This is a genomic window from Streptomyces sp. NPDC051064, assembly GCF_044455985.1.
GTDB lineage: Bacteria > Actinomycetota > Actinomycetes > Streptomycetales > Streptomycetaceae > Streptomyces.
In genome coordinates this window covers 229,635-252,975 of record NZ_JBITFK010000011.1, presented here as the reverse complement: position 1 = coordinate 252,975, position 23,341 = coordinate 229,635, and the positions used below count along the sequence as shown (strand labels likewise).

Annotated in this window: 16 protein-coding genes and 6 pseudogenes; 11 read left to right on the top strand and 11 right to left on the bottom strand. The window is 67.6% G+C overall.

Annotated elements, in window-relative coordinates:
• The first annotated feature begins 239 nt into the window (after positions 1 to 239).
• The 7 genes from ACIBCU_RS33630 (at position 240) to ACIBCU_RS33600 (ending at position 9,047) form a co-directional block, all read left to right on the top strand.
• Positions 240 to 1,547 (top strand): enolase C-terminal domain-like protein, encoded by a 1,308-nt coding sequence (locus ACIBCU_RS33630; RefSeq protein ID WP_362941349.1) that lies wholly within the window; start codon positions 240 to 242, stop codon positions 1,545 to 1,547.
• On the top strand, positions 1,544 to 2,302 hold the full coding sequence (locus tag ACIBCU_RS33625) for an SDR family oxidoreductase (protein WP_362941346.1): 759 nt from the start codon (positions 1,544 to 1,546) through the stop codon (positions 2,300 to 2,302). Before ACIBCU_RS33630 ends, ACIBCU_RS33625 begins: the two co-directional genes overlap by 4 nt.
• A gap of 97 nt (positions 2,303 to 2,399) precedes the next feature.
• Positions 2,400 to 3,470: a sugar ABC transporter substrate-binding protein gene (locus ACIBCU_RS33620; protein WP_362941343.1), complete on the top strand. Its 1,071-nt coding sequence runs from the start codon at positions 2,400 to 2,402 to the stop codon at positions 3,468 to 3,470.
• Between the two features lie 21 nt (positions 3,471 to 3,491).
• Positions 3,492 to 5,000, top strand: coding sequence for a sugar ABC transporter ATP-binding protein (locus ACIBCU_RS33615; RefSeq protein ID WP_362941341.1), 1,509 nt, complete (start codon positions 3,492 to 3,494; stop codon positions 4,998 to 5,000).
• Positions 4,993 to 6,051, top strand: coding sequence for an ABC transporter permease (locus ACIBCU_RS33610; protein WP_362941338.1), 1,059 nt, complete (start codon positions 4,993 to 4,995; stop codon positions 6,049 to 6,051). Before ACIBCU_RS33615 ends, ACIBCU_RS33610 begins: the two co-directional genes overlap by 8 nt.
• A gap of 111 nt (positions 6,052 to 6,162) precedes the next feature.
• The gene (locus ACIBCU_RS33605; protein WP_399236075.1) at positions 6,163 to 7,200 is read left to right on the top strand and encodes a glycoside hydrolase N-terminal domain-containing protein; all 1,038 of its coding nucleotides are present in this window, start codon (positions 6,163 to 6,165) and stop codon (positions 7,198 to 7,200) included.
• Positions 7,131 to 9,047 carry an RICIN domain-containing protein gene (locus ACIBCU_RS33600; protein ID WP_399236073.1) on the top strand — a complete coding sequence of 639 codons (1,917 nt, stop codon included), beginning with the start codon at positions 7,131 to 7,133 and terminating at the stop codon, positions 9,045 to 9,047. Before ACIBCU_RS33605 ends, ACIBCU_RS33600 begins: the two co-directional genes overlap by 70 nt.
• 833 nt (positions 9,048 to 9,880) lie before the next feature.
• Here ACIBCU_RS33600 and ACIBCU_RS33595 read toward each other — a convergent pair.
• The 5 genes and pseudogenes from ACIBCU_RS33595 to ACIBCU_RS33575 all read right to left on the bottom strand — a co-directional run.
• A pseudogene (locus tag ACIBCU_RS33595) lies at positions 9,881 to 10,099 on the bottom strand (hypothetical protein); the annotation flags it as partial.
• Between the two features lies 1 nt (position 10,100).
• Positions 10,101 to 11,009, bottom strand: a complete 909-nt coding sequence (locus tag ACIBCU_RS33590) for a MerR family transcriptional regulator (protein ID WP_399236071.1) — start codon at positions 11,007 to 11,009, stop codon at positions 10,101 to 10,103.
• A 74-nt stretch (positions 11,010 to 11,083) separates the two neighbouring features.
• Positions 11,084 to 12,522, bottom strand: a pseudogene (locus ACIBCU_RS33585) (NF041680 family putative transposase).
• Between the two features lie 480 nt (positions 12,523 to 13,002).
• Positions 13,003 to 13,473, bottom strand: coding sequence for a ricin-type beta-trefoil lectin domain protein (locus ACIBCU_RS33580; RefSeq protein ID WP_362943670.1), 471 nt, complete (start codon positions 13,471 to 13,473; stop codon positions 13,003 to 13,005).
• Between the two features lie 920 nt (positions 13,474 to 14,393).
• Positions 14,394 to 14,657, bottom strand: a pseudogene (locus ACIBCU_RS33575) (transposase); the annotation flags it as partial.
• A 24-nt stretch (positions 14,658 to 14,681) separates the two neighbouring features.
• Between ACIBCU_RS33575 and ACIBCU_RS33570 the strand changes: the two are divergent.
• Positions 14,682 to 15,216, top strand: a pseudogene (locus ACIBCU_RS33570) (transposase); the annotation flags it as partial.
• A 375-nt stretch (positions 15,217 to 15,591) separates the two neighbouring features.
• Here the strand turns inward: ACIBCU_RS33570 and ACIBCU_RS33565 are convergent.
• Positions 15,592 to 15,701, bottom strand: a pseudogene (locus ACIBCU_RS33565) (LacI family transcriptional regulator); the annotation flags it as partial.
• A gap of 483 nt (positions 15,702 to 16,184) precedes the next feature.
• Positions 16,185 to 17,027, bottom strand: coding sequence for a MerR family transcriptional regulator (locus ACIBCU_RS33560; RefSeq protein ID WP_399236069.1), 843 nt, complete (start codon positions 17,025 to 17,027; stop codon positions 16,185 to 16,187).
• A 451-nt stretch (positions 17,028 to 17,478) separates the two neighbouring features.
• Here ACIBCU_RS33560 and ACIBCU_RS33555 point away from each other — a divergent pair, with 451 nt between their 5' ends.
• Positions 17,479 to 17,976: a transposase gene (locus ACIBCU_RS33555; protein ID WP_399236067.1), complete on the top strand. Its 498-nt coding sequence runs from the start codon at positions 17,479 to 17,481 to the stop codon at positions 17,974 to 17,976.
• Between the two features lie 9 nt (positions 17,977 to 17,985).
• Here the strand turns inward: ACIBCU_RS33555 and ACIBCU_RS33550 are convergent, their stop codons facing one another.
• Together ACIBCU_RS33550 and ACIBCU_RS33545 are read right to left on the bottom strand one after the other, a co-directional pair.
• Entirely contained in the window at positions 17,986 to 18,414 is a 429-nt protein-coding gene (locus ACIBCU_RS33550; protein WP_104780104.1) for a pyridoxamine 5'-phosphate oxidase family protein, read from the bottom strand.
• A gap of 120 nt (positions 18,415 to 18,534) precedes the next feature.
• Positions 18,535 to 19,017: a transposase gene (locus ACIBCU_RS33545; RefSeq protein ID WP_399236064.1), complete on the bottom strand. Its 483-nt coding sequence runs from the start codon at positions 19,015 to 19,017 to the stop codon at positions 18,535 to 18,537.
• A 51-nt stretch (positions 19,018 to 19,068) separates the two neighbouring features.
• Here ACIBCU_RS33545 and ACIBCU_RS33540 point away from each other — a divergent pair.
• Positions 19,069 to 19,451: pseudogene (locus ACIBCU_RS33540) on the top strand (cupin domain-containing protein); the annotation flags it as partial.
• 286 nt (positions 19,452 to 19,737) lie between these two features.
• Here ACIBCU_RS33540 and ACIBCU_RS33535 read toward each other — a convergent pair.
• A complete protein-coding gene (locus ACIBCU_RS33535; protein ID WP_399236062.1) occupies positions 19,738 to 20,748 on the bottom strand; it encodes an ankyrin repeat domain-containing protein in 1,011 nt (336 codons plus the stop codon).
• Between the two features lie 44 nt (positions 20,749 to 20,792).
• A complete protein-coding gene (locus tag ACIBCU_RS33530; RefSeq protein WP_362943213.1) occupies positions 20,793 to 21,827 on the bottom strand; it encodes an alpha/beta hydrolase in 1,035 nt (344 codons plus the stop codon).
• A 693-nt stretch (positions 21,828 to 22,520) separates the two neighbouring features.
• Here ACIBCU_RS33530 and ACIBCU_RS33525 point away from each other — a divergent pair.
• Positions 22,521 to 23,126 (top strand): TetR/AcrR family transcriptional regulator, encoded by a 606-nt coding sequence (locus ACIBCU_RS33525; RefSeq protein ID WP_362943210.1) that lies wholly within the window; start codon positions 22,521 to 22,523, stop codon positions 23,124 to 23,126.
• The last annotated feature ends 215 nt before the right edge of the window (positions 23,127 to 23,341 follow it).

Below are 23,341 nucleotides of genomic sequence, written 5' to 3'. Positions count from 1 at the left end.
GATGAATCCTCTTCGACGCAACAGGACCAGCATCCCGACATGCCCGCAGCTCAACTGCAATTGATGGCAGCAAATCGACGCAAGGGTATGGACATCAGCTCCCCCGAGACTCTATATATCCATCCCATGTCCTATCGCTGCCGTCGCAGAGAGGACATCTCCTTGACATATAACGATGGGTGGTTGCGCCATGACTTCGAGACGACACCCCGCTGTCCGAGCCGAAGGTGCCGGCTGCGATGACTGAGCTGATCTCCGCGGTCGAGGCCTTTGACGTCCGGTTCCCCACGTCGCGGGACCTGGACGGCTCCGACGCCATGAACCCCGAACCCGACTACTCGGCCACCTATGTGACGATCCGCACGAGCGGTGAGGACAACGGCTACGGACTCGCCTTCACCGTAGGACGCGGCAACGACGTCGAGGTAGCCGCCGTGCGGGCCCTGGCGCCGCTGGTCGTGGGCCTGCCGGTGGAGGAGGTCCTGGCCGACCTCGGCGCCTTCTCCAAACGACTCACCGGGGACAGCCAACTGCGATGGCTCGGACCGGAGAAGGGCGCCATCCACATGGCCGCCGCCGCGATCGTCAACGCGGTATGGGACCTCTACGGGCGCCGCACCGGAAAACCGGTGTGGCAGCTGCTCTCCCAACTCTCCCCCGACCAGCTGGTCGACATGGTCGACTTCCGCTACCTCCAGGACGCCCTGACCCGCGAGGAAGCGCTGGACATCCTGCGTCGGGCGGAGCCCGGCCGCGCAGAGCGGGCGGCGCACCTGGCGCAGCACGGCTACCCGGCGTACACCACCACCCCCGGGTGGCTCGGCTACGACGACGAGAAACTGGTGCGGCTCTCCAAGGAGGCCGTCTCCGAGGGCTTCGGCCAGATCAAACTCAAGGTCGGCGCCGACCTGGAGACCGACGAACGTCGCATGCGGCTCGCCCGTGAAGCGGTGGGGCCCGACATCCGGATCGCCGTCGACGCCAATCAGGCCTGGGGCGTGCACCAGGCCATCGACTGGATGGCGTCGCTCGCACCCTACGACCCGTACTGGATCGAGGAACCCACCTCACCCGACGACATCCTCGGGCACGCTGCCATCCGCAAGGCGGTGACGCCGGTCAAGGTGGCCACCGGCGAACACGCGCACAACCAGGTGATGTTCAAGCAGCTTCTCCAGGCGGGCGCGATCGACGTCCTGCAGCTGGATGCCAGCCGCACCGCCGGAGTCACCGAGAACATAGCCATCCTGCTGCTTGCCGCGAAGTTCGGTGTCCCGGTCTGCCCTCATGCCGGCGGGGTCGGCCTCTGCGAAATGGTCCAGCACATGGCCATGTTCGACTATGTGGCCGTCAGCGGCACCACCGAGAACCGTGTGATCGAGTACGTCGACCACCTGCACGAGCACTTCACCGATCCCGTACGGATCCGGGACGGCCACTACCTCGCACCCACCGCTCCCGGCATCAGTGCCGAGATGCACCCAGAATCCGTGGCAGCTCACCGGTACCCCGAGGGCCCCGTGTGGTCCGAGGAGGCCGGCTCATGAGCACTCCCGAGTTCGCCGGCCTGGGGGCCGTCGTCACTGGTGGGGCCTCCGGTATCGGTCTGGCCACCGCGCGGCTGCTCGCGGACCGTGGCGCCCGCGTCGCCTGCCTCGACCTGAAGCCGGACGACGTACCCGCGCCGCTCCTCGGAATCCATGGGGACGTCGCGGACGACGCGAGTGTGCGCACGGCCGTGGAGGAGGCTGCCCGGCTGCTCGGCGGCATCGACATCCTGGTCAACAACGCCGGCATCGGCGCCCAGGGGAGCATTGAGGACAACACCGACGACGAATGGCGGCGCGTCTTCGACGTCAACGTCCTCGGAATGGTCCGAGTGACCCGGGCCGCCTTGCCGCATCTGCGCCGTTCGGGGGCCGCCGCGATCGTCAACACCTGCTCCATCGCGGCCACCGCCGGGCTGCCCGACCGGGCGCTGTACTCGGCGACGAAGGGCGCCGTGCTCTCCTTGACCCGGGCGGCCGCCGCCGACCTCGTGCCCGCCGGCATCCGGGTCAACTGCGTCAACCCGGGCACCGCCGATACGCCGTGGGTCGGCCGTCTCCTGGACCGCGCCGACGACCCGGACGCCGAACGCGCCGCGCTCAACGCCCGCCAGCCGATGGGCCGACTCGTCTCCGCCCAGGAGGTGGCCTTGTCCATCGCCTACCTCGCGAGCCCGCTCTCCGGCTCCACCACCGGCACCGACCTCGCCGTCGACGGCGGCATGCACGGCCTGCGGCTTCGCCCCCGCACCTGACCCCGCCCTCTCCGTCTCCGTCTCCGTCTCCGTCTCCGGCACGCGACCCCACCCCGGCCCTCCCTCAGTACTCCAGCCCACCAAGGAGAAATGAGCAATGAAGCTCCGTCTCACCAGGTTCGCCCTATTCGGCGCCCTCGCCGCCCTGACCGTTCCCGCGCTCACCGCCTGCGGCGGTCCCGCCTCCGGAGGGGGCGCGGACGGCGGCAAGCCGGTGGTTGGTGTCGACTACCCCCGCTCCGACACCGACTTCTGGAACTCGTACATCAAGTACACGCCGAAATCCGCGAAACAGCTCGGCCTGGACCTGAAGACCACCAACTCGCAGAACGACGTCGCCAAGCTGACCTCCAACGCGCAGACGTTCATCAGTCAGGGCGTCAAGGGCGTCGCGATGGCCCCCCAGGACACCGCCGCCATCGCGCCCACCCTCGCGCAGATGGAGGCCAAGAAGATTCCGGTGGTCACCGTCGACACCCGCCCCGACAGCGGCAAGGTCTTCATGGTGGTGCGCGCCGACAACCGTGCCTACGGCGAGCAGTCCTGCCATTTCCTGGGCACCAAGCTCGACGGCAAGGGCAAGGTCGTCATGCTCCAGGGCGACCTCTCCTCGATCAACGGCCGAGACCGTACCGAGGCCTTCAACGCGTGCATGAAGAAGCACTACCCCAAGATCAAGGTCTTCGGTGAGGCGACCAACTGGGACGGTGCGGTCGCGGCTCAGAAGCTCCAGACGGACCTGATCGCCCACCCGGACATCAAGGGCATCTACATGCAGTCCAGCTTCGCGCTCTCCGGCACCCTGCAGGTACTGAAGCAGAAGGGCCTGCTGGTCGGCCCGGAGGACAAGAAGCACGTCTTCGTGGTCTCCAACGACGGTATCCCCGAGGAGCTCAAGAGCATCGCCGCGGGGAAGATCGACGCGACCGTCTCCCAGCCGGCCGACCTGTACGCCAAGTACGCCCTCCACTACCTCAAGGCCGCGATCGACGGCAAGACGTTCAAGCCGGGCAAGACCGACCACGACAGCGAGATCATCCAGGTCCGCGAGGGACTCCTCGAGGACCAGCTGTCCGCTCCCCTGGTCACCGCCGACGGCGGCACCTACGGCGAAGTCAAGAGCCTCAAGAGCGACGACCCGTCCCTCTGGGGCAACAACCTCGGCTGACGGAAAGGGCGGGACACAGAGATGGTTACGGCTCCCCCGGTCGCCGAGGCGGCGGGGATAACGAAGCGGTTCGGCTCCACTGTGGCCCTGCGCGATGCGCGGATCACCATTACACAGGGCCAGACCCACGCCCTGGTCGGACGGAACGGGGCGGGGAAGTCCACCCTGGTGTCGATCCTGACCGGACTGCAGGCTCCTGACGAGGGCACGGTGACCTTCGACGGGGAGCCGGCCCCCCTGCTCGCCGACCGGGATGCCTGGCGGCAGCGGGTGGCCTGCGTGTACCAGAAATCCACCATCATCCCCGAGCTGACGGTCGCCGAGAACCTCTTCCTGAACCGGCACGACCGCGGCCCCGGCGGACTCATCAACTGGCGGACCCTCCGCAGCAGAGCCCGTGACCTCCTCGATGCCTGGTCGGTGGAGGTGGACGGACGCACACCCGCAGGTGAACTCGACGTCGAACAGCGCCAGTTCGTGGAAATCGCCAGGGCACTGTCGTTCGGCGCCCGGTTCATCATTCTCGACGAACCGACCGCACAGCTCGACGGAGCCGCGATCAACCGGCTCTTCGCGCGCATCCAGGACCTGCAGGAGCAGGGCGTCACCTTCCTCTTCATCAGCCACCACCTCCAGGAGATCTACGAGATCTGCGACACCGTGACGGTGTTCCGCGACGCCCAGCACATCCTCACCGCGCCGGTCGCCGAGACGCCCCGCAGTGCTCTGGTCGCCGCGATGACCGGAGAGGCAGCGGCGGAGACCACCGCCGCGCAGCGCCGTCCGATACCCACGGACACACCCGAGGTGCTCACAGTGCAGGGCACCGCGCTCACGGACGCCTACGAGGACGTGTCCTTCCGAGTCCGCCGCGGGGAGATCGTCGGCCTTGCGGGCGCGGCGAGCAGCGGCCGCATCGAGGTCGCGGAAACCGTCGTCGGGCTGCTGGCGGCGACCTCCGGAACCGTCGAGATCGCGGGGATGCGGCCGAAGCCGGGCAGTGTACCGGCGGCATTGAAGGCGGGGGCCGGCTTCGTCCCCGAGGACCGCCATCACCAGGGGCTGGTCCCCGGGATGTCGATCGCCGACAACGCGACCCTGACCATCCCCGAACGGCTGGGGCCCCCGGGGCTCATCGACGGCCGTCGCCGTGACTCCCTCGCCCGTTCCATGATCGGGAATCTGGCGATCAAGACGCCCGGCCCCGAACTGTCCGTCTCCGGGCTATCCGGGGGCAACCAGCAGAAGGTCGTCATGGCTCGCGCCCTGGCCAACGACCCGAAGCTGCTCGTACTGATCAACCCGACCGCCGGCGTCGACGTGCGGTCCAAGGAGTTCCTCCTCGGCAAGGTCGAGGAGATCGCCGAGTCCGGTACCGGGGTGCTCATCGCCTCCGACGAACTCGACGACCTGCGCATGTGCGACCGGGTCCTGGTGATGTTCCAGGGCCGTGTAGTGGCCGAGAAGGCCCGCGGCTGGCACGACCACGAGCTCGTGGCCGCAATGGAAGGAGTGGACCTCCATGTCTGAAAGCTCGACCGCGGCCACCGCGAGGAGCCCGCAGGCCGGCCTGCCGGACCCCGCCGGTGAGCAGCCGACCACGGAGAAGGCAGGTGGGCGCCGCTTCGCCTTCGCCCGGCTGCGCGACCTGGCCCTGATACCGGCGATCATCGTGATCGGGATCGTCGGCCAGCTCATCAATCCGGTGTTCCTGCAGGCCGACAACCTCATCAACGTGCTGCAGACCATGTCCGAGATCGCGCTCCTGGTCCTCGCGCAGACGCTGGTGCTGATCGTCAAGAAGATGGACCTCTCGCTGGAGTCCACCGTCGGCATCGCCCCCGGCGTCGCCGCCTGGCTCACGGTCCCGAGCGCCGCCCACGGACTCGGGCTGCTGCCGGGAGGCTGGTCCGTACCGGTCGCCCTTGGCGTCGGTCTGCTGATCGGTGTGGTGAACGCCCTGTTCATCATCCGGTTCGGGCTCAACGGCTTCATCGTCACCCTCGGCATGCTGATCGTGCTCCGCGGCATCCTGACCGGCATCTCCGGCGGCCAGACCTTCTTCCAGCTGCCGCCCTCGATGCTGTACCTGGGCACCACCCAATGGCTGGGCATGCCCGCCTCGGTGTGGGTGTGCCTGATCCTCTTCGCCATCGGGATCGTGGTCCTCGGCTACACCAGCTTCGGCCGCTCCCTGTACGCGATCGGCGGCAACGTCGATGCGGCGAAAGCGGCCGGTATCCGTACCGACCGCGTGCTGTGGACCGTGATCGTCAGTGCGAGCCTGCTCGCCGCGCTCAGCGGCCTGCTGCTCTCCGGGCGCCTGGCGTCGGTGGCCTCAGCCCAGGGCAACGGCTACATCTTCACGGTGTTCGCCGCGGCCGTCATCGGCGGGATCAGCCTCAACGGCGGCAAGGGCTCCATGTTCGGCGCCTTCACAGGCATCCTGCTGCTCTTCCTGATCCAGAACGTGCTCACCCTGGGCGGCGTCCCCGCCCAGTGGATCGGCGCGCTCAACGGAGGAATCATCCTGATCGCCCTGGCGCTCTCACGTATCACCGGAGGCAAGGTCCAGGACTGACGTGCGGCCGCCAGCCGCAGCACAGCTCCCTCCGCCGCCCGGTTCTCGATCCGCGCCGGCCGGGCGGCGGGGCTCCCCCTGCACGTCTCACCAGACATCGGAGTTTGCGTGATGAACATTCCCCTGGACCGCAGACGATTCCTCTCCGCCGCCGCCCTCACCGCCTCGGCCGCTATGGTGCCCAGCGCTCTGTTCCCGGGCCGGGCCGCGGCCGCGGTACCACCGCAGGTCACCCTGCCGGAGCGCGGCATCTACGACACGTCGGCCGCGTCGGCCTGGACGGACGGCTTCCTCACCGGAAACGGCGAGTGCGGTGCCGTCTACTACGGTGCACCGACGCTGGAGAAGATCGTCTTCAACCATCACCGGTTCGTGCTGCCCAACGGCACCCGCGACACACAGCCGCCGCTGACCGCCGGCCGGCTCTCCGAAACCCAGGACAGGGCATTGGCCGGCGACTACGCCGAAGCCGCGTCGACCTTCGCCGCGGGCTGGGACCTGAAGTGGACGCAGACATACCACCCCGGCTACGAACTGCGGCTGAGCACTCCGGGCATGACCACCGTCAACGACTACGCCCGGATCACCGACTTACGGACCGGCGAGGTCACCCACACCTGGACCGACCAGTACGGCACCTGGAAGCGCCGCGTCTTCACCTCCCGCGCCGACCAGGTCATCGTCCACGAACTCCTGCCCGCCACCGGCCGGACCGTCGACACCACCCTGAGCGTCGTCGCCACGCTGGACGGCGTTCCCTCCGACGTCTCCTTCGCGACCACGGCCACCGTCAGCAAGGGCGACGGCTATCTGAACCTGCGGGGCACCTACCCCTCCGGCAAGGGCGCATACGGCTACGAAGGTGTCACCCGGGTGGTCGTCACCGGCAGCGGCTCCTCGGCGCGCGCCTGCGGATCCACCCTGGTCGTGGCGAAGGCGTCCAAGGAACTGCTGCTGACCGAACTGGGCCGCTACGAGACCTCCACCGACTGGAACTCCAACCCCTGCACGCCACGCTGGCCGGTCTCAGCGCCGACTACGCCACCCTGCTCGGCCGGCACTCCCCCGAGCACCAGGCCATGTACGACCGCTCCACCCTCGACCTCGATGTCTCCGCTGCCGACCGGAAGCTGTCCACCGCCGAACTGATATCCCGCCAGAACGGCAACACCTCCGCGATCGACGTCGCCCTCCTGGAGCGCATGTACGACTCCGGTCGCTACCTCTTCGTCAGCTCCAGTGGCGTCCTCCCGCCACGCCTGACCGGCATCTGGGCCGGCAGCTGGAACGTGTCCTGGGCCGACGACATGACGACGGACGCCAACGTCAACCTCCAGGTCGCGGGCGGCAACATCCTCGACCTCACCGAGGCCATGCAGGGCTACTTCGACCTGATCCTCGGCCAGTTGGCCGACTGGCGCACCAACGCCAAGAACCTCTACGGCGCCCACGGATTCCTCGCCCCCTCCCGTACCGACGGCGAGTACGGCCACATGCTCCACTTCAACGACGACAGCTTCCCCGGCCAGTGCTGGACCGGCGGCGCCGACTGGCTGCTCTACCCACTCCTCGAGTACTACGAGGTCACCGCGGACCACGACTTCCTGAAGAACAAGCTCGGTCCGGCCCTGATGGAACTCGCCCTCTTCTACGAGGACTTCCTCACCCGCACCGACGCGAAGGGCAAGGCCGTCTTCGTGCCCTCCTTCTCGATGGAGAACTCCCCCGCCAGCACCGGCCAGTGTCTGTCGATCAACGCGACCGGCGACATCATGGCCGGCCGGCACGCCCTGCAGGCCGCCATCGAGGCCGCGAACACCCTCGGCCAGGAACAGGGCGTCGGACAGGGCGTCGCACGCTGGAAGGCCCTGCTGGCCAAGCTGCCCGAATACACCGTCAACGGCGACGGAGCCCTGGCCGAGTGGTCCTGGCCCGGCCTGTCCGACCGCTACGACCACCGCCACGTCCAGCACCTGTACGGAGCGTGGCCGCTGCACGAGATCAACCCCGAGGACGAGCCCGCCCTCGTCCGCTCCGCCGCCAGAGCCCTGGACCGGCGCGGCGACGCGAACTACTCCGCCCACGGAAGCCTGCACCGGGCCCTTGCCCGCGCCCGGCTCAAGGACGGACCCGGCGTCTACAGCAACCTGCTGAAGATCTACGGCAGGAACATGGTGTGGCGGTCCCTGATGACGGCGCACAATCCGCGCCTGGACATCTACAACTGCGATGCCGCCAACGCCATCCCTGCCATCCTGGGCGAGGCGCTCGTCTACTCCCGCCCCGGCGTCCTGGAAATCCTCCCGGCACTCCCTGACCAGCTGGCGAAGGGAACGATCACCGGCGTACGAGCCCGGGGCCGGATCCGTGTGCACAGCCTGAGCTGGGACCTGGACGCCCGCACGGCCAAGCTTTCCGTCACCTCCGACGTCGACCAGACCGTCACGCTCATCAGCCGCCGCGGTATGACGTCGATGACCACCACGGCCACTTCGACCTCGTCGCCCCTCGGCCTGCACGCGCGGAAGGTCTCGCTCGTCGCGGGCCGGCGTACGGACATCACCGTCTCCCTCCTGAGCGGCTACTTCCGGCTGGTCAACCGGCGCAGCGGCAAGGTGCTCGGCGTCGCGGGTGCGAGCACCGCCGACGGCGCCAAGATCATCCAATGGGCCTCCACCGGAGGCACCGACCAGCAGTGGCGTTTCCTGCCCCACGCCGACGGCTCCTTCCGTCTCTCCGCCCGCCACAGCGGTGGCCACCTCGACGGCCCCAACGGCTCCGCCCAGGGTGAACAGCTCATCCAGTGGCAGGATTCCAAGGGCGACAACCAGTGGTGGAAGCTCGTCGACGCAGGCGGTGGCCACTATCGTCTCGTCAACGTGCGCAACGGCTTGTGCGCCGACGTGGAGCACGGATCGGGTGATGACGGCGGCCATGTCATCCAGTGGCCGATCGGCACCGGAACGAACCAGCAGTGGCGGCTGGACGGCGTGTGACCGAACGGTCACGACCCGCTGCCTCCTCCCCCTGACTCCGCCGCCGCCCGGTCCCTGTTCATCGCGGTTCATCGCGCCAGGCCGAGCGGCGGCGGTTTTCCGCCCCCTGCCCGTCACGCATGACCAGCCTCGACCAGGCCAAAAGCGACTACGGAACAGAGCCGTCCGTTTTACGGTCCCTTGCGGTTCGCTATTCCTGCTGGCCATGGCGTGCTCGTGGGTGAACACGACTGATGTGCCGTCAGGTGTCGGACGGTTCGCTTCGGGTGCGGCATCGGTAGTGACAGCGGCTTACGGTGGGCTGGTGACGGCGGCACCGGCGAGACCAGTTCAGTGCGTGGTACGTACGTCAGCGTGGGGCGGCCGGCTGCCAGGAGTCACCGGAATTCCGCCGCTGCGATCGGGGCGAGACCGCCGGAACCGTTGGGCAGCCCTGCGCGGGATCTGTGCGGCGGGAGCCGGCTGGACCTGGTGCGGCCGCGGAATGCCCCTCGAAGACCGCCCGGACATGTGACTCAACGGCCTCCACGGCCGGCAGCCTCGCATCACTCACCGCGCGATCATGCCAGACCCAATCAGCCGGCCCGACTTCTCACCCAGCGTCATGGTCCGTGGGCCTCAGCCGCGAGTACGCGACACCTCAACATGCGGGCCTACCAGTCCCGAGGCCGCCGATCCTAATCTGTTCAGGGAAACCGGAGGTCCTTCAGCGCGAACCCACGGGTCCACCAGGGTGCGTCAGGCCGATGCATCCGTGGGTTCGGGTGAAATACGAGGATGCTGAGCGATCCGAAGGGTCTCGGCGGTGACGTCCGCCTAAATGTCCTCGGTCATCACAACCGCCTACCGAACTGCCAGTTGCGCACCCAAGGCAGGCGTGCCGGTCCGAGGTCGGGATGGCGCGTGCCGTGTCCGGGTTCATCCTCCGGATCAACGCCGACGTCCCTGGTGGCACCGTTCTCGGACAACCGCGGCCCGTAGGCGATCAGCTCGTCCCGGTCCAGCGGCACCGCGAGGTCGGCGGCCGGCCCCGTGCCGAGGCCGAGCACCAGGTCAGGTCTGAGCCGCGGCCCGCAGGGCCCGCGCCAGCCATTCCAGCTCCTCGGTCGCGTCGGGCGACGAATCCTGCCCGCGCACACGGGCAACGAGCCTGCGGTAGTGCTCTGCTCCTGCCTCGATCCCGGCCTCCAGGCTGCGCAGCACGGCTGCCCGATCGGCGTCGCCGAACAGTTCGGACAGCACCTCGGCCGCTGCTGGCCCCTCGGGAGCGACCCCGCCTTTTCTGACCTCCGCGACGGTCTGCACGATCTGCCTGGCCCACCAGATGGACGCCCCGGGGGGACGGCCCTGCCCCGGTACGGGCGTGTTGAGCTCCATCCATGTGCGCAACCGGGCGCGGAACCCGGGGTCCCGCACCAACTCGGCCAGTTCGATCCAGGCGTCGACCTGCTCAGGTGTGGGATCGTCGGGCAATTCGATGCTGAAGGTGCGTATGCGGTCGCGCAGGCGCGGGTCGTCGAGACCGCCGAACACCTCCTCCTTGAACTCGTCGATGATCTGCTTGCGCTCGGCGGCGGAAAGCCGCGCCAACCGGTTCATCAGTGCTGTCTCCTCAACGGTCGAACCCCGTTTCGCCACGGTGGACAGGACGGCCCGGCTCACCTTGAGTGAACGGATCTGCGCGTCGAGCGCGGCCACATGCGCGTCGGCGACCTCGGCGACCGTGGTGCGACCGCTCAGGACGCGGCACACGTCGTCGAGCCCGAGGCCCAGCTCCCGCAAGGTGCGGACCAGCTCGACGCGGGCCACGGACTCGGCGTCGTACAACCGGTAGCCGCCCGCAGAGCGGGCCACAGGCGGCACCGCCCCCTCGTCCGACCAGAAGCGCAGGGTACGCACCGGAAGTCCGGTGCAATGCGCGAGCCGGCCAATGGTGAGCACGTCGGGGCGTTCGTCGTCCATGAACAAGATCCTGAACCCTCCGGCGGCTGGAGACTCAAGCGCCTCGTGCGACATCCTGTGAGCTTGTTCTTTATCTACCAGGATCTGCCGGGTCTGCCGATGGCCTTGAGGGTCTCGGGGCGTTTGACGGTCTTGCCGACGTCGTAGCGGGGTGCGGGACGGCGGTTCTTGCTTCTGGGCGGTCGTCCGGGACCGGCGCCACGAGGTTGGGGAACACGGGCGGGGCAGAGCAGGTGGGCTCGGATGTTCCTGAACCCTCGGCGGACCCGGGCCGGGGTGAGGCGTTCGGGCTTGGCCGGCTTCTCCCAGGGTCGGCGGAGGTCGGCGGCCAACGGCCGGGCGAGCCTGAGCTGAGTGTGCGCGACGACCAGGAGCCAGGTCCAGCGGTCCGCCGCCTCGGGAGTACGCACCTTCGGGGTGGTCCAGCCGAGCGTCTGTTTCGCGAAACGGAACGTGTGCTCCAGGTCGAATCGCCTCAGAAACCCTTGCCACCAGCGGTCCACATCCGCCGGGGCGGCTCCGGTCTTCGAGGACCACAGCCATACCGCCGGTGCCTCCCGGTCTTTCGAGAGGTGCTCGACCTCGAGACGGACCAAGGTGCCCTCGACGATGGGAAGTTCACCGTCATGCTCCAGCCAGGCTGAGCGGTGCGTGAGCCGGGGGTGGACCCGGTCCCACGCCTGGGTCTCGGCCTTGCCGTAGTTGCTGGTGTCGGTGGCCGTGGTGATCGCCGGTTCGGGCCAGGTCTCGGGCTTGGCGAAGTGGAACTCCGGCCCGTGCTTGGGCGGGTGGCCGCCTTTTGGGTTGTAGACGTGGGGCGGCTTCGGCAGCCTCATCACCCGGTCGCCGCGGATCCGGCCGACCAGCTCGATGGGGAGATCGCGCAGTACCCAGGCCAGGCGGGTGACGTCGTAGCCGGCGTCCATGACGATCGTGATGTCCGGGTCCCCAGGTGTCCACTGGCCGGCCGCGATGAGCCGCTCCACCACGGCGCGGAGCTGGGTGGCGGTGACCGCGGTCGCATCGTCCTCGGGTCCGAGCCGGACCACGTCCAAAATTCCGGTCCACGAGGTGGCGCCGGGCTCCAGGACTGCGACGAAGGAGTACGGCCAGCCCGGGATGAACTGGTAGGCGGACTTCGCCCGTCCGTAGACATGGCAGAACAGCCGGTCCGCGGAGCACGGCGCGTCCGAGCGCAGCCACGGTGACACATCGACCGCGAGCACCAGGCGCCCGCCGTCGAAAAGAAACGCGGCAGGGGCATATCGGCCAGCAGGGCCCGCAACCTGTCGACGTCGATCCCACCGTGGTTGAGGGCTCCGTACAAAGCGCCATGACCACGCCGGTGCTCGGGCACCAGCGTCAACTCCACCGGCGAGGTGACCGGCCCGTCGACACACAGCAGCGCGTCCGTCAGCTCGAACAACTTATCCCGCCGGGCAGTCAGACACTCATAGAACTCGCCCCGGAAGCGTGACGCTTCCCTCCGGACAGCATCAGGCAGCAGACTCACCCTCACGGCCTTCGTCGTGGTCACGTGCACCTTGGTCGGAGCACATGCTCAGACGAAGGCCGCCCCCACGTCCCCCGAACCCTGTTTCCGATCCCTGGGTGTCGGTGAGCCGGCTTCGAGAGCGCGGTGACGTCGGGTAGAAATCAGGTGTGAACGCCAACGAGCCAGGCGACGAGCAGGCTGGGGTGCCGTTAACGAGCGGACGGGCCCACAGAACCCGGCGGCGCGGCCCCACGCCAGGCCCGGGCGCGCGCGCCGGGATGCGGCAGCGCGGAGCAGACGAGAAGCAAAGGATGCACGGGGCGGCAGGTGGATCATCGGGACGGGTCTATGTCCTGCACGCGCGGCCAGGCGTGCCCGGGAGTGGCGTTGCCGCACCGAGGATGGGTCGACTGCTCGAACACCGAGTGCCCCGCGTGCACGGGACGGTTGATCTGGACCTGCTAGGTGGGCCGTCCTCCCGAACGGCCCACCGCCCGGTCAGGCCGTCAGCCTCGTCATGGTCCACAATGCGGTTCCCGCCCGGCAGACCCGCAGTCCGACAGCCTCCGCTTGGCCGCCGTCGTTGTCCAGGCAGAGACCCGTCGACTTGTTCATGATGTACTTGTTCGTCGTGGACGACGTCGTCCAGTCGCTGGCATTGACCGAGCAGGACGTGAGGAACACCGACGACGACCCGGCGGCCAGGCACTGACCGGTCCTCTTGTGCCTGAACTTTCCGGGAGTGTAGTTGTCCCACTGCTGGTAGGTGTTCCCGTCTTGGCAGACGTGGGTATACACGCTGCCTGCGAGGTTGGCGTCCAGGCAGCGTTGGACCCCCGCCGCGAACCTGATCCAGTACAGATTCTCGGCCTGCGGCGCCGCAGTGGCGACTGCCGGCGCTGCGGTGAGTAACAGTGCCACGGCCGCGACGGATCCTGCGAGCCGGAGCAGAATTCTCTTGAATGTCATGATGATTCCCCTCGTGGTCGGTGTTCGGCCGGCAGTCAGGTCAGGCCAGCACGAAGGTCAATCGGGAGGCGTCGTTCCCGCAGGACCGGTTAGGAACATATCCCCAAGGGGCGGGCACCGGAGGAGTATCGCCTAACCTTGTTCTTTATCTTCCGTCCGCGCCGTAGGGCGCGGACGGAAGATAAAGAACAAGGTGAGTAGTTGTTTCTCAACCTGCTCGGCCCGGGGTCTGCTGCTGTCAGGTCCGACTGGCTGCCGTATCCTTCAGCCGTGACGAGCTGGTGGCGGTCTCTGGGTAATACGTTCTGGGCCCTGGATCGGGCTCTTGGTGGACAGAGGCGCCCAACCCGGAGCCAAAAATGGGTGGCCCGGCACCCGGTCGGCACCGGCCTTTGCCTGGCCGTGCCTTCGCGCTCTTCTTCCTGATGGTGTCGTCTGAGGACGAACCTGACGGGCCCGTGCTAGCAGCGCCGGGCGGGCTGGTTATGGGGCTCCTCTTCGCTCTGACAGCGGCTGGAGAGCGGCTCCGGCAGCGTCGGCTCAAGCGTCTGGGGATCTGGGACGGCTCTTGAGAGGCCGAAGATCGAATCTCGATGATGCTGCCGTTGAAGGCGAGCACCTGTTTATGACGCCGGGCCGCTTGGATCAGTGCGTGAGGGACGTATCTTGATCGCGTGAAGAGACGGCGCTGGTGGTCTGTGCTCGGCTTGTGGGTTGTGTGGTGGGTGGCTATTACCGCTGCCTTTTTGGGCTTGGGGTTGCTGCTTGACCAGCCGACGAGTCTCGCGGGCTGTGCGGCGAGTGCTGTGCTGCTGATTGTCGTAGGCGAAGTCGGTGACCGTCTGCGGCGCCGCTTCTTCCCTCGTCGGCAGATGGGCTGACGGATCGGCTAGTCCGCACCCCTGCTACTTCGTCCGGACGGTTCGGGCGAGACGCCTGGTCATGAGCGTGATCGCGGCCCAAGTGATCAGCGTCTCCGAGTGCTGGACGAGCCGTTCGTAGTCCCGGGGATGCCGGCGGGCGTTCATCATCCAAGCCAGGCTTCGTTCAACGACCCAGCGCCGGGGCAGCACGATGAAGCCGGAGGTGTCCTTGGGGCGGCTGACGGTCTTGATCGTGAAATTCAGGTGCCTTTTTGCCCAGGTCACGAGCTTGCCCGCATAGGCCCGGTCGGCCCAGACGATGGGCCTTGACCCCGAATCCTGAACTCCCTCGTGATCCTCGACACCCAGTCCGTCCGCGCGGCTGCCGGTGTCCCGAAGACCACGACGGGACTGGACGCCAACAAGAAGGTGTCGGGCCGCAAGCGGGGACTGGCAGTTGACGTTCTCGGGCTGATCATCGGTGTCGTCGTGCCGGCCGCATCCGCCCACGACAGCGCCGCCGGCACCGCCCTGCTCGACCAGGCCGCCGAGCGGTGCGGCAACCACCTGGAGAGGGCCCTGGTGGACCAAGGCTTCAAAGACCAGGTCATCATCCACGGGGCCCTGCTGGACATCGACGTCGAGGTCGTCCGCCGCAACCCCGAAGACCAGGGCAAGGGCTTCGTTCCGCAGCCGTAGCGGTGGATTGTGGAGCAGGTCAACGGCACGTTGATGCTGCACCGCCGGCTGGCCCGCGAGTACGAACCACCGGCCCGACACTTCCACCTCGCGCGTGTACTGGGCCTCCATCGCGAACATGACCCGCCGCCTCACCACACCCGCCCCCACCTGGCGCGACACACTCCAGCTGGCCGCATGAACATCATCGAACTTCTGGCAGACCTCCAGACCCAGCACGACGAGACCACGGCCCAGGCCGGTGAACTACGCGGCCAGATCGAGCACTTGACCGCAACCCTGGCCGAGACCGAAGCGCGACTCGCAGAGTTGGCCACCACCCGCAAGGTCATCGCCGAACTCACGACGGCTGGAGGCGAACCCGATCCACCCGAGACCAACACCGCCTACCAGGCCATCGTGAATGCCTTCAACCACCACCCCGACCAGGAGTTCCGAGCCCGTGAGCTACACAAACTCCTCGGCATGCCCACCGACGAGGCATCGGTCAACGTCACGCGCCCTCGTCTTGGACGTCTCACCCGCCAAGGCTTCCTCACCCAGCCCGGAAGAGGCAGTCCAGTTGCATGCCCGTGTAGTGGTTCCCGGCCGGCGGAAGACCAGACCGAGTGTGCTGGTCCGCCCGTTGGCCAGGGCGCGGGCGCTGGCGCTGGGCCGGTAGCCCAGTGTGACGACGCAGCCTGGTTGGCAAGATCCGCCGTTGGCTGGAGCTGGTCAGAGGCCCGTGACGCCTTGTAGTTGGCAAGAGTGATGCAGGTTGGTTGTCAACCGTCGATGACGGAGAGTCATCCGCCTGCCTGTGAGCTCTCAGAGGCCGTTGTCGTACCGATCATGGAACGTGCAGGTCGAACAAGGTTCCTGGTCGGTGATCTTGCGGCGGTGCGGACATGAAGGCGGGGCCTCTTGGTAGCTCGGTGGTGCGAACCTGACCGAGCGGTCCAAGGTGATGGGGATTCGTGAAAACGGCCAGGGATGCTCCTCACATCACTCGCTCTGGTGTTCAATGAAGTGGGGAGCTTCAAGGAGCGTGGCGCGGGTCGTCGGCTTGAGTTTCCCGCTCGTGGAGTGTGCGGGCCGTGTCGAGACGTCGAGAGGCTGGCTTCGTGTCGGTGGCCGATCCGGGATCCTCACCGACGGCCACACCAGCGATCAGCTGTCTGTGGAGAGGAGCCCGGCAAGGAGCCGTCCTGTGAGTTCCACGCACCGTGTCCGGGCCGCGGAGAAGCCGTAGGGCATCTTGGTTATCGCTTCGAAGGCGCTCATCTGGACCTCCTCCTCGCCGCTCGCCTCGGCGTCGTAGATATCGAAGAGCTTCTCCTCGGCCACGTCCAGTCCGGCCGCTTCAATGGCCCGGTGCAGGGCCTTGTGGTGGGCGCAGTGCTGCGCGGCGAGTTCCTCGACCTGAGGGTCGTGGGGGTCGACGGTGTCATCGAGGGCGGCGTCGGCCGCGTCGAGGCGGTCTGCCTCGGCTCGTAGGCCGGGATGGGTCGCCAGGATGATGAACACGCTGGCCTGAATTGCGGCTCCCAGCGGCCCGAAGATCCGTTCCGTGACCAGCAGGGCGTCCAGGTCGGAGGGGCATAGTGAGCCAGAAGGCAGGTGGCTGAGCCGGTCCGTGACCAACGGGGAGAGCAAGCCCAGGGGGCTGCCCACGACCCGCAGGCGCTGGACTGCCGCGCGCTGACGCTTGATGTCGGCCTCCTGGGCGGCCAGGGTTTCCTCCAGCCGGCCCAGGACGTCCTCGATGTCCCGGGCTTCGTTGAAGGCGGCCCGCATGTCGTCCAGGCTGATGCCGGCCTCGGACATCTTGCGGATCCACAGCAGGCGGATCATGTCGTCGTAGCCGTAGCGGCGGCGTCCGTCTCCGCCTCGCTCGGGCTCCGGCAGCAGACCGATCTGGTGGTAGTGACGAATGGCGCGCGGGGTGGTTCCGGCGAAGGCGGCGGCATCGCCGATCTTGACCTCGCGGGGAGGTGTGGCGGAGGGGTACATCCCAGACAGGGCCTTTCGTGCTGTGGTGCCCTCGACGACACCACATGCCGCTACGGCATGTGCAACTTCCCACCACCCGGGCCCTGACGGGCTATCGGGCGCTCCCTCGCCATTGGTGGACCGTCCCAGGACAGGCCCGCAATGGGTGGGGAGATCCGTCGAGCAGGTCTGATGGCGCCCCGAGCAGGGGCTGGGGATTTTCAAGGAGCCCCATCAAAGGAGGCCCCGTTGTCGTTGTTGTACGCGCTCGCGCCCGCAGACTTCAACTCGTCCGTCGTGTCGTGCGATTGCCTCGCGCACGTGTACGGCAACGAGGCAGATCATCCGGACCGGGTGCGCCGGTATCCCTCGGGCATGAGCGACGAGGAGTGGACGGTGGTACGGCCGCTGTTGCCACGCCGGCCTGGCTGGAGGGCCGGGCGGGCAGCCCGAAGGGTACTGCCACCGGCAGATGTTGGATGCGATCCGCTATCTCGTGGCGGGCGGGATCTCCTGGCGGTCAATGCCCGTGGACTTCCCCGGCTGGGACCGCGTCTACGCCTTCTTCCGCCGTTGGCGGCAGCACGGACTGATCACCGAGTTCCACGACCGGCTTCGTGACCGGGTCCGGGTCCGCGAGGGCCGCGAGGCGGAACCGACGGCCGGGATCATCGACGCGCAGTCGGTGAAGGCCGCCGCGACGGTACCCGCCGGCTCACGCGGCTACGACGGAGGCAAGCAGATCAACGGGCGGAAGCGGCACATCGTGACCGACTGCCTCGGCCTACCGTCTGAAGAACTGCCTCAGGGCCACCGGCCGGGACACCAACGTGGCCTGACGACTGGCCACGTTCAGGCGTACCGGCCCGGCCGCGCACCGGAGAGTACGCGGAAACCGGGGCACGCTGGGCACGCTGGGCACGCTGGCAACTATCGCTGCGCAGTCCGACGTACCGGTGGCGCGAGCTGAGGCTGGAGGTCAGTGCCCGTAGCGGTGCACGGTCTCCGGGTGGATGACGACGCGGAGTGGGTCAGCGGCCAGCATCATGGCGAGGTCGTGGGCCCGGGCCTGGTCGTCGAGGTCCCAGTAGCGAGCGGCGAGGCGGGAACACAGGTCGTGCGCTCCGTCGGCCGCCATCGTGGTGCGGCCGACGACGGACACCCAGCGCTCACGCTCACCTACCGGGGCTGCGACAACGATCGAGGCGCGGGGGTCGCGGTGCAGGCGCCGCACCTTCAGCGAGCCCGGCTCCGTGAAGAACTGGATCGTCCCCTCTGCGGTGGCCTCGAACCACACTGGCCGGGGCTGTGGCGGCTGCGTTCCCCCGGCCACGGACAGGAACCCGTGCAGGGGGCGTCCGAGGAACTCGAGGTCCTCGGCGGTCAGCCGGCTGGTGGCGGTGCTCATTGCGGTCCTTTCAGAAGATGCTGGCGTGACGGTGGATGGAGGTTTCGCTTTGTTGGGTACCACGTTGGCGGAGGTGATGCCCTGCAGTGAAGTTCCCCCCGAGTGCTGGACAGCGGGTGTTCACGCTGCGGGGGTGAGGTCGTGCCTGAGCAAGGTTCTCGTTTCGAGCGGGGTGACGTACCCGTACTCGGGATGCCTGCGGAGTCGGTTGCGGTTGTACTCGACCTCGATGTAGCGGAAGACGTCGGCGCGGGCGGCTTCGCGGGTCGCCCAGGCGGTGGTTCCGATCTCCGCTTTGAGAACGGCGAACCAGCTTTCCGCAGCAGCGTTATCGTAACAAGAGCCGACACGTCCCATCGACTGTCTCATGCGCAACTTGCCTATCTCGGTGCGGAATTCCTCGCTCGTATATTCGCTGCCGCGGTCGGTGTGCATGACACAGCCGTGCTCCAGGCCGCCGCGTCCGGCCGCCATCCGCAGCGCGGCGACCGGCAGTGCGGCACGGTGATGGTCGGCCATCGCCCAGCCGACCACCTCCCGCGTCGCGAGATCGATACAGGTCGCCAGATACAGCTTCCCCTCCAGCGTGATGAGTTCGGTCATGTCGATCCCGGGGCGGGGTGCGGTGAAGTCCCGGCCGATCAGGTCTGCGGCGAACACCGCCCGCCCGAACAGCTCCGCGCCGGCGAGACGGTCATCGTGCGGGGCCCCGCACGGTTCACCTTCGTCGACGAGGTCGGCACAGGGCCGAACCGATCGCGTGCGGCGAGCACTGCGCGACGCCCGAGCAGGGCGGGACCCGGCACCGGCTCGGCTGGAACGACTGCGACGGCGACGCCGGCGACGGCGCGACGACGCTGATCGTCGGCGCCTACCCGGTACGCGGCGAGATCAGCCGCAGGCTGCTGGACGGGCTGCCCGTCGTGCTGCACGTCGTATCCGGCTGGACCGACGCCGTACTCGACCACCTCGCCGCCGAGGTCGCCACCGACACCCCGGGCCAGCAGGTGGTCCTCGACCGGCTGCTGGACTGGATCAGCCCAACCTCTCATCCGCCCAACGCCGGGGGCGGAAACCTCCCCGCCCCCGGCCACCCTCAGGAGCCCCAAAGTGACCCGTACACTCACGAGCCCCACGCCAACGACCCGGTTGCGCACGCGTCCCCGCAGGTGCGGGAACCACCCTGCCTTCCTCCGGGAAGGCGAAGGCCACTCTCTGCTTCGGCCCTGCTTCCACCGGCGGGTGGCCGAGTCGATGGAGCCGGTGCTTCCTGGGCTGCGAGGAAGGGATGAGGCTACATCTGTGAGGTGATCGAGGGGTGGATCACTCCCGCTCGGCTTCGGCGAGGAGCTCGGCGAGGTCATCGTAACCGTAGAGAAGGGCCAGGCCTCGGGGCGTGAGGCCCGCATGCGTCTTCAGGTCCAGGCGGGCTCCAGCGTCGATCAGTGCTCGCGCCGCGTCCACATGCCCGTGCCAGACCGCGTCGTGTAGCGCGGTCAGGCCGTTGTAGGGGCCCTGCGCATCGATCTCAGCTGCCGGCGCGCCAGCACGCCCGGGCTTCTCCGTCAGGGCCCGTATGATGTCGGCATGCCCGAAGTAGCTGGCGTCGTGCACTGGTGTGCCCCTCATCAGCCCGATCACCCGGCGAGGATCCGCACCCGCGTCGAGCAGCACGCGCACAATCTTGGTGTGCTTCTCGCGGCTGGCCATACCAAGCGGAGTGTAGTCGTCGTCGAAGCTACCCACGATCGGCGTCCGCTCGTTGACCCGAGCTCCAGCAGCGATCAGCCGTTCGACTTCGCTGATGTCGCCGACCTTGACTGCGGCTACCAGGGGCAGAGCGCGGATCTGCTCGGCATCGGTCTCGTTCCGCCTCTCGATCAGGCGCGCGATCGCATCGAGATGGTCATCGTGCGCGAGGTCGAGGGCCGTTTGCTGCCAGTGGTTCGTGATCGGCGTCCTGGCTCCGCGTTCCAGGAGGAGTTGCACCACCCCTTCGTGCTTGTTTAGCACCGCATCCATGAGCGGCGTGTTCCCGAGAACGGGTGACTGCTGATCAATGAAGGATCCGTGGTCGAGGAGCAGCCCAACAACGTCGGTGTTGCCCGATTGCACCGCCTTGTGGAGCGCCGTCGCTCCCATCCGCGGCTCGATCGCGTGCACCGGCGCTCCGGCCGTCAGCAGACATTCCACCATCTGTAGTTGACCGAGACCGGAAGCGATCATCAGCGGCGGGAGACCTTCGGGCCCGGCGCGGTTCACGTCCGCGCCCGAGCGGAGGAGGTCGATGGCGGCCGGGAGGTCGGCGGCCCGGATCGCGGCTTCAAGGTTCATGTCGGTTCTCTTTCTCGATGGAGTGGGCGCGGTACGGCCGGACATCATCCGTTGCGCCCGTCGGAGCCAGGCCCTTCCGGCAACTCGAGCCCGCCGAGGAACTTGATCAGCTCGGTGTTGACGCGGCTGGCCGCCTCGTGCTGAGGCCAGTGGCCTACGTTCTCCAGCCGGATCACATCGACCAGGCCGGGGGCGAGGGGCAGTAGCTCCTCACGCGTAGGGGATGTGGGATGGAACAACTGGCACAGGCCATCAGCGGCGCCCCAGATGTAGAGTGACGGCTGCTGGATCACCGCGCCCTTGAAAGCCGACATGAGATCGAACGTCACCTGCGCGCCACGGTAGTGATTGAGCCCGCCGTCAAATCCTGTCTTTTCGAACGAGCGGATGGTGTGGTGGACGTAGCCCGGGTCAGCCCATTCTGGAACCGACACCGGAGCAGGCCGGAGCATGTGCCGTGCAGGATCAATAGGGTCCCACCCCGTCTCCGGCGACGGACTACCGGAAAGCCAGTACAGGATGCTGGGGATGGTCTTCTCAGCGGGCTCGAAATCTGCGTCGCCGCCGGGCTCCATCATGCCGAATGCGTAGTATCGCTCTCCCAGACCTTGCTGGCGAAGCCCGTCCCAAGTGCTGAGCTCACCGCGGGGCAGGAAAGGTATGCTCAGGCTGACAACCGCGCGGAAGCGGTCCGGCCGCATCACCATCGCACGCTGAGCATGGTCCGCGCCCCAGTCATGTCCGACGAGAACGGCGGAACTGATGTCGAGGGCATCGAGCACCCCCACCAGATCGCCCACAATGTGGAGGGCGCTGTAGAGTCCTACACCGGATGGGGCGTAGCTCGCCCCGAAGCCGCGCATATCGAACGCGACCGCCCGATAACCTGCTTCCGCGACGGCGCGCATCTGGCTGCGCCAGGTTTCGGCGGTGTCGGGAAAGCCGTGGACGAACAGGACAGCAGGCCCCTCCCCCTGCTCGATCACGTGGAACGAGGCTCCGTTCGCCTCCACCTGTGCGCGGCGCAGCGGGAGTGGGTCGCTCGGCGCCGAGGTGGCGGAGACGAGATTGTCGTGCATCACACTTACTCCAATTCAGGATCTTGCGTTGGCATGCTTGAGCTGGGCGAGATGCGGACCGTTCGATGACGATCTCGATGGACATCGGCTCGCCTCAGTGGCGGCCGGGCATAGCCCGACCCGAACGCGGGACTGAGCTGAACGTTCGGCGCGTGGTCGGGATCGCGAGGCCGACCTCGGCATGCGGAGGAGTCAGCGGCCTCCTCTGGTGCCGCCGACGGCGCCGAACGTGGCCCTGGTACCACCGTCGAGAAGTCAGACGTAGGCATCGTTGCGGCGAGCGAGCGCAGCGGCCATGGTCTTCATCTGGTGTTTCAGGTCGAGGACCACCGCCGGACGGACAGCATCCGGGTCATACTTGGTGCCGCTGCCTCGTGGCCGATCTCCACGGGGCCTGGGGAAATACTGACGCGCGGTAACTAGCGCGACCGGGGTGTAATATCACCCCGCAATCCTTTCGTCCGTCAAGAGAATGGCGGCGGCGCTGACCCGACGCCAGTCTCGACGCCACGCTGCAGATACTGTGCCGCGTGGCGCGGAAAACGCGCCGCTCGGCGACGATCGACGATGCCGGAACCGCCGACGAGTCTGTCTCATAGCCAAACCTCCTCGCCTCCAGGCAGTCCCGAGCAGCAAGACTTACGCTAACCTACCTTTAGTAGGTTAGCAAGCGAGAGCGAGGCGATGTGCGACATGCGAGATGAGACCAGAAGGGCAACTCCGCGCCGACTCTCCAACGAGGAACGGCGGCGCCAACTGCTCAAAATGGCGCTTCTGATTGTCCGCGAGGAGGGTGCGGATCGACTGACCCTGGGGCATCTGGCTACGCGCGCCGGTGTCTCCAAACCAGTCGCCTACGATCATTTCGGTACGCGGTCGGAGCTGTTGATCGAGCTCTACAGGTCGATCGACATAGAACAGAAGAACACGCTGCGGAACGCGTTGCCCCCCGGCGAACGGGGCCTCGATGAAACCGCCGAGATCCTGGCGGCTGCCTACGTCCGCTGTTCTGCTGACACGAGCGGTGAATGGCACGCCGTCGGCGCTGCGCTGGGGGGCAGTACGGAGAAGGACGCCGTGTACCAGGAACTCCTCGACGACTCCGTCCAGTTGTTCGCAACAGTTCTGGAGCCGCACAGCACCTTGTCCTCGACAGAGCTCCAACGACGCTGTGCGGGCTTGATCGGCGCGGGTGAGGCCCTCTCGGGCCTGATGGTCCGCGCCGGCTGCAGCGAAGCGGAGGCTGCGGAGACCTTCGCCTCCCTGATAAGGGGCGGATTGCGCGGACCGGCTCAATGAGCACGCCGTTGTGGCCCCACATACCGGAGAAGGCGGCGATCCCGAGTCCGTAGCGGATGCCGTCCGCGACCGGCTCCATGTCCGTCCGCTGCTGCTGTGTCCGCGCCTCCAGGAGTGTGCCGCGTGCTAGCGCCTCGACGTACACCGACAGATCGCCCACGGTCGAGACGGCACCGCCGGCCGCCCACACCCATGACGGGTTAGTACTGCAACCG